Raw genomic sequence first — 6,779 nt, forward strand, 5'->3', positions numbered from 1 at the left:
ACCTCACCAAGAGAGGGTTCGTCAAGCATTTGGGAGTTAGGGTTTGCCGATGCGCGCCAAACCTTCCGACGCCAAGCTGATCGACCTGTTCCTCGACATGCTCGCCGCCGAGCAGGGCGCCGGCGATAACACGCTCGACGCCTACCGCCGCGACCTCACCGATTTTTCCGAATTCCTGGCCGCCAAAAGCCAAAGCTTTGTCGGCGCCGAGACGCAGTCCTTGCGCGACTATCTGGCAGATCTGGACACCAGAGGCTTCAAATCCTCCAGCGTGGCGCGGCGGCTGTCGGCGATGCGGCACCTGTTTCGCTTCCTGCTCAACGAGCGAATTCGCCGCGACGATCCGGCCGCCATCTTGTCGGGGCCTAAACGCGGACGCGGCCTGCCGAAAGTGCTGTCGATATCAGATGTCGATCGGCTGCTGACACGCGCTAAAACCCTGACCGAGGAAGCCGACACGTCGCCCCAGGAGCGGCTGCGCACGATACGGCTCTATTGCCTGCTCGAAGTGCTCTATGCCACTGGTTTGCGCGTCTCCGAACTCGTCGCATTGCCATTGTCCGCTGCGCGCAGCGACGCCCGGATGATCGTGGTGCGCGGCAAGGGCAATAAAGAGCGGCTGGTGCCGCTGAACGAAGCTTCGCGCCGCGCCATGGCCGACTATCTTGCGGCGATGGAAGCGCTGAAGGCGTCGAAAAAGAAAAACGCGGCCGCCTCGAAATGGCTGTTTCCTTCCTTCGGCGAAAGCGGCCATCTGACACGGCAGCACTTTGCGCGCGACCTCAAGGAGCTCGCGGCTTCGGCCGGTCTGGCGCCGCGGCTGGTCTCACCGCATGTGTTGCGCCACGCCTTCGCCAGCCATCTTTTGCACAACGGCGCCGACCTGCGCATCGTGCAAACGTTGCTCGGCCACACCGACATATCGACGACCCAGATCTATACCCACGTGGTCGAAGAGCGCCTGAAAAGTCTAGTGCGCGATCTGCATCCGCTGGCGGAAAGGTAGCTTCGAAAATCCGGTCACTGGCCACGCGCTCCGCGCCGGCCGGGTTCGATGGTTATCCCCATGATAGTGAACTCCTTGACTTCAGCAGCTTCTCCCCCGAAAGAGCCCTTCCCGCTCACTCCCGAACCCGATGTCGGCCTAAGGGAGCCCGTGCTGGCCTTGGAGCGCACGCTAAATATATGAAGATGCGTGCTTTCTTCGCGCAGCCCTGGAGCCGCTTCGCTCCAGGGCAGCTTCGCCCCTATATTGATTTGATGCCGGATCACATGCGCAGCTATCTCGATTTCGAAAAATCCGTCGCCGAACTCGATTCCAAGATCGACGAGTTGCGCGTGCTTGCGGCATCGGGCAGCGACATCGGCGAGGAGATCACCCGGATCGAGGAAAAGGCTGCGCAGGCGCTTGGTGACCTCTACGCCAATTTGACGCCGTGGCAGAAGACGCTGGTGGCGCGCCATCCGCAGCGGCCGCACTTCACCGATTTCATCGCCGGTCTCATCGCCGAGTTCACGCCGCTCGCGGGCGACCGCAAGTTCGCCGAGGATGAGGCACTCGTTGGCGGCTTTGGACGCTTCCGGGGCGAGAGCATTTGCGTGATTGGCCAGGAGAAAGGCGCCAGCACCGACTCCCGCATCAAGCATAATTTCGGCATGGCGCGCCCCGAGGGCTACCGCAAGGCGGTGCGGCTGATGGAGATGGCGGATCGCTTCGGCATTCCCGTGCTGTCGATCGTCGATTCCGCCGGCGCCTATCCCGGCATCGGTGCCGAGGAACGCGGACAGGCGGAGGCTATTGCACGCTCGACCGACGCCTGCCTGTCGCTTGGCGTACCGAATATCGCGATCATCACCGGCGAGGGAATGTCCGGCGGCGCCATCGCCATCACGACGGCCAACCGCGTACTGATGTTCGAGCATGCGATCTATAGTGTGATTTCGCCGGAAGCGGCCTCCTCGATCCTGTGGCGCGACGGGACCAAGGCCCAGGAGGCGGCAACCAATATGAAGATCACCGCCCAGGACATGCTGCGATTCGGCGTGATCGACCAGATCCTGAAAGAGCCGGTCGGGGGCGCTCACCGCGATCCCGCCGCCATGATTGCGGCTACCGGCGAGGCCATCGCCCAGGCGTTCGGCGGCCTCGCGCAGCTCGACGCCGACGCCATCCGCAAGCAACGACGGCAGAAATTCCTCGATATCGGCCGAAAACCGTTCTGAAGGCCGCTTTTACCGAATCGGAAGCGTGTTCCGCTGCCCCATTTTTTTCCCATTTCCGCCATCTCGGCCCCAATTGGGCCTTCAGCCGCTTGTTTAAATTTGATTCACCACGCCCGAGTGAGCACGGGTCGCGCGGCCAGTCGCGGCTTGCGACGACGGGGGCTTTAAGGATAATATTTTACTTAATGGCTTCAGGGCGTCGACGCTGGTTTGGGGTGCGAGAATTGCCCGTTGGGTGTGGAGCTTTGCATTGACCGGCCGCTCATTGGTTCGCGCGCTCATGACGTCTGTTGCGCTGTCGGCAGCTGTGCTGCTGGCGGGCTGCAATAGCGACGAGATCGGTTCGCTGGCCACCAATGCCAAGGCCAACCAGCCCGTCCCGCCCAAGCTGCTCGCGGCGATGGTCGAAAAGAACATGGATCTGCAATCGCCGATCCTGGTCCGGCTGTTCAAACAAGAGGCCGAGCTCGAGGTCTGGAAGCAGGACCGCACTGGCCGCTTCGCGCTGTTGAAGACCTATCCGATCTGCCGCTGGTCCGGCGATCTCGGACCGAAGGTCCGGGAAGGCGACCGCCAGGCGCCGGAAGGCTTCTATGCGATCTCGCCGGCGCAGATGAACCCGACGTCGGCCTACTACCTCTCTTTCAATACCGGCTATCCGAACGCGTATGACCGATCGCTCGGACATACCGGCTCGGAGCTGATGGTCCATGGCGACTGCTCGTCGCGCGGCTGCTACGCGATGACCGACGAACAGATCGCGGAAATCTATTCGCTTGGTCGCGAGTCGTTTTTCGGCGGCCAGAAATCATTCCAGTTCCAGGCCTACCCGTTCCACATGACGGCGATGAACATGGCGCGGCATCGCAACAGTCCGCACATGGCGTTCTGGAAGATGATCAAGGAAGGCAACGATCATTTCGAGGTGACGCGGCAGGAGCCGAAGGTCGATTTCTGCGAAAAGAAATACGTGTTCGATGCCGTAAAGGCGCCCGACGCCAAGCGCGAGCCGGTTTTTGACGCTTCGGCCAAATGCCCCGTTTATGTGGTGCCGGACGAAGTCGCCGACGCGGTGCGTGAAAAGCAGCAAGCCGATGACGCCGAATTCGCCAAGCTGGTCGCGAAGGGGACGCCGGTAGCTCAACTGAACACCGGCATCGACGGCGGCATGCACCGGGTATTCGCCGCCAGAGTCCCCAACGGTAACACCGGCCTTTCGGAAGCGGGTCCGGGTCCGTCGCTGTTCGCTGCGACCGAGGAGAAGGCGCCCGGCACCATTCCAGACACCGTCAATCCGCCGCGCGGGCCTGTGACCTCGCCGAGTGAACCTCTGGCGGCCTCACTGGGACGCGCCCCCTCGACGACCGCCTCATCGACGCGCGTGGCTTCTGCCGCCCCGGCGGCACAATCTGCAGCCCCGGCGCAAAATGGCGAGTCTGAAGGTTTCTTCTCCAGCCTCGCCCGCAAGGTCGGCCTTGGCGGCAACGCGGCGGCCGACACGACCGCCACCGCGACCCCGCAGCCGACAACAACTCCGGCCAAACCCAAGGTCGCCGACGCCAAGCCAAAGCCGGCGAAGGCGGACACCAAACAGGCTTCCGCCAAGCCGGCACTCAAGCCCGTGACCGACACCGCAGCTGATACTCCTGCGGCTGCGCCCGCCGCTTCGAACAGCCTTGTGGCCGGCGCCCAGCCGGTCGTGTCGGCGAACTCGTTCGAGAGCCGCTTCTCGGCGGGCAAATAAACCACAAGTACGCCAATCAAGGCACGATTATCACGATCGCGCTTTCGGGCTGTCTTTCACGCATGATCTCCGCGCAAACGCGTTCGCGTTTGTCGCGAGGAAAAACCGCTTCCCCCTTTTCCGGATCATGCTTTAGTCTCTCCCCAACGAATAAGAACGCCGGACCATCCTCGCCGATGGCCGGTCGAAAAAACGGGAGAAGGCTTATGGCCAGATCGGAAACGTCAGGCCTGCACCGCCGCAGGTTCCTGAAAGGTGTGGTCGCGGCCGGCGGAGCCACCGTAGCCGTTCCCCGAACTGCCGCCGCGCAGGCTTCCCAACCGGCGAAAGCCAATGCTCCAACGCCGACCGCCGCGGCGCAGGCCAAAGAGCGCGACCGGCCGCCGGAGGTCGAACGTCTAACGACCGAAAAGACCGGTTCCGACTTCATGGTCGACGTCTGCAAGACGCTCAACCTCGACTACATCGCGTCCTGTCCCGGCTCGACCTTCCGCGCCTTGCAGGAAAGCTTCATCAATTACGGGGCGAACAAGAAGCCCGAGTGGCTGACCTGCCTGCACGAGGAAGTCTCGGTCGGAATGGCACATGGCTACGCCAAGGTGGCCGGCAAGCCGATGGCCGCGATCATGCACGGCACCGTCGGCACGCAGCACGCCTCGATGGCGATCTACAACGCCTACTGCGACCGTGTTCCGATGCTGCTCTTTACCGGCAATGCCGGCCCGCTCACCGAGCGGCGGCCCGGCGTCGAATGGTTCCACAGCGTGCAAGATGGCGCGGCGACCGTACGCGACTTCGTCAAATGGGACGACTATCCGATGTCCCTGCAGCATTTCGCCGAGTCGGCCGTGCGCGGCTATGCGCTTTCCTGCGCGCAGCCGCCGGGGCCGGTGTTTATCGTCGCCGACGGTAAGCTTCAGGAAGATCCGCTCGAGGAGCGCGAGGCGCGCAAGCTCAAAATTCCCCGTCTGACCATGGCCTCGCAAACCGCGGGCGATCCGAACGCGCTGCGTGAAGCCGCGAAAATGCTGGTGGCCGCCGAATCGCCTGTGATCATCGCCGATCGCTACGCGCGTTCGCAAAGCGCCATGGACGACCTGGTGCGATTGGCCGAGTTATTACAGGCGCCGGTGATCGACAACCGCGCGCGCATGAACATGCCGAACACGCATTACCTTTGCCAGTCTGAGCGCGCAGGAACCTTGATCGCGCAGGCCGACTGCATCCTGTCGCTCGAGCCGGTCGATCTGTTCGGCCAGCTCAACACCATGCGCGATCAGATCGAGCGCACGGACTCGCCGAGGGTCAAGCCGGGCGTGAAAGTCATCAGCATCTCGACGCACGACCTGCTGATGCATGCGAACTACCAGGATTTTCAGCGTTATGTCGGAGCCGATCTCAACATCACCGCGGACGCGCAAACGACGCTGCCCTTCCTGATCGAGGCCGTGCAGCGAGAGGCTTCCTCCAACAGCAAAAGCGCCAACGAGATGCGCGGCGAGAAGCTGCGTCTGGCCTATCGCGGCGCCTTCGAACGCGCGCGAACCGAAGCAACATTCGCATGGGACGCAAAGCCGATCTCCACGGCGCGGCTTTACATGGAGCTGTGGGGACAGGTGCAAAAAGAAGACTGGGCGCTGGTCGCCGACGGCGACTTCTCGTCGCGATGGCCGCACCGGCTGTGGCCGCTGGAAAAACACTATCGTTTCATCGGCGGCTCGGGCGCTTACGGCGTTGGCTATCAGCCGGTCGCAGCATTAGGCGCAGCACTTGCGCATCGCGACGCCGGCGGCGGCCGCGTCGTGATCAATGTCTGCGGCGACGGCGAGTTCAACATGGCGCCGCATACGCTGTGGACCGCCGCCCACCATAACATTCCCTACCTGACCATCATCCAGAACAACCGCGCCTATCATCAGGAGATCATGCACGTCCAGCGCATGGCGAACCGGCACAATCGCGACATACGCACGGCGCCGATCGGCACGACCATCGACAACCCGAACATCGATTATGCGAAGATCGCAATGGGCTATGGCGCGCTCGGCATCGGGCCGATCGAGGACCCGAACGATCTCGCCGACGCCTTCCGCAAGGGCATCGCCGCGGTGAAAGCCGGTCAGCCCGTCCTGATCGACGTCATCACGCAGCCGCGATGAGGAGCATGCCATGAAGCAGTCCAGCCTCACGCTCCTGGCCCTGACGCTGACGATCGGATCGGCCTCGGCCCAACAAGCGCCGGTGCCTTCGGGCAACGCCGAGCACGGCAAGACGATCTATCGCGAAGTCGGCTGCTATCAATGCCATGGCCTGGCAGGGCAAGGCGCGCCCATGACGGGCCCGCGGGTGTCACGCACGGAATTTGCCTTCGACGGCTTCCTCAATCAGCTCCGTCATCCCGCCAATCAGATGCCGCCTTACGAGGCGGCCGTGCTTTCCGACAGCGACGCCGCCGACATCTACGCATATTTGCGGCAGATGGCGGCGCCGCCCGATCCGAACAGTATTCCGCTGCTGAAGATAGCGCGGTGAAAATTGACGAACCTATCTCGCCGTCGTCGAAGGATGACGGCGTGAGCGCCTCGGCTCTCACGCGTACTTGCCGTGGCAATGCCTGTATTTGTGGGATGTCTAGTCGGTTGTGAAGAACTCGGAGCGACGGGTTATGCGAGGCGCGGCGGTGCGAGGGTCTGACCGAAGATCAGTAGCAGGACGCGCAAAAATTGCCGGAACCAGCGCAGTAGCAAGCTGAAATTGTGGCCAGCGGCGGCGAGCACAGCGTTGATGCGGTCGCCTTCGCGGCCCTTGAGAT

General features: G+C 62.8%; 5 protein-coding genes and 1 pseudogene. 5 read left to right on the forward strand and 1 reads right to left on the reverse strand.

From position 1 onward, the window contains the following. The first annotated feature begins 49 nt into the window (after positions 1-49). The 5 genes from xerD to ABSE61_RS26750 all read left to right on the forward strand — a co-directional run bounded on the left by xerD (position 50) and on the right by ABSE61_RS26750 (position 6,499). On the forward strand, positions 50-1,006 hold the full coding sequence (xerD, locus tag ABSE61_RS26730) for a site-specific tyrosine recombinase XerD (RefSeq protein WP_423874151.1): 957 nt from the start codon (positions 50-52) through the stop codon (positions 1,004-1,006). A 254-nt stretch (positions 1,007-1,260) separates the two neighbouring features. Next, on the forward strand, positions 1,261-2,223 hold the full coding sequence (locus tag ABSE61_RS26735; RefSeq protein WP_423874160.1) for an acetyl-CoA carboxylase carboxyltransferase subunit alpha: 963 nt from the start codon (positions 1,261-1,263) through the stop codon (positions 2,221-2,223). 250 nt (positions 2,224-2,473) lie between these two features. After that, positions 2,474-3,967, forward strand: a complete 1,494-nt coding sequence (locus ABSE61_RS26740) for a L,D-transpeptidase family protein (protein ID WP_423874152.1) — start codon at positions 2,474-2,476, stop codon at positions 3,965-3,967. Between the two features lie 206 nt (positions 3,968-4,173). After that, a complete protein-coding gene (locus ABSE61_RS26745) occupies positions 4,174-6,126 on the forward strand; it encodes a thiamine pyrophosphate-binding protein (RefSeq protein WP_423874153.1) in 1,953 nt (650 codons plus the stop codon). A gap of 10 nt (positions 6,127-6,136) precedes the next feature. Continuing rightward, positions 6,137-6,499, forward strand: coding sequence for a c-type cytochrome (locus ABSE61_RS26750; protein WP_423874154.1), 363 nt, complete (start codon positions 6,137-6,139; stop codon positions 6,497-6,499). A 131-nt stretch (positions 6,500-6,630) separates the two neighbouring features. Here the strand turns inward: ABSE61_RS26750 and ABSE61_RS26755 are convergent. Beyond that, a pseudogene (locus ABSE61_RS26755) lies at positions 6,631-6,779 on the reverse strand (IS5/IS1182 family transposase); the annotation flags it as partial.

Source organism: Bradyrhizobium sp. (assembly GCF_049519115.1).
In the GTDB taxonomy this organism is placed as follows: Bacteria; Pseudomonadota; Alphaproteobacteria; order Rhizobiales; family Xanthobacteraceae; genus Bradyrhizobium.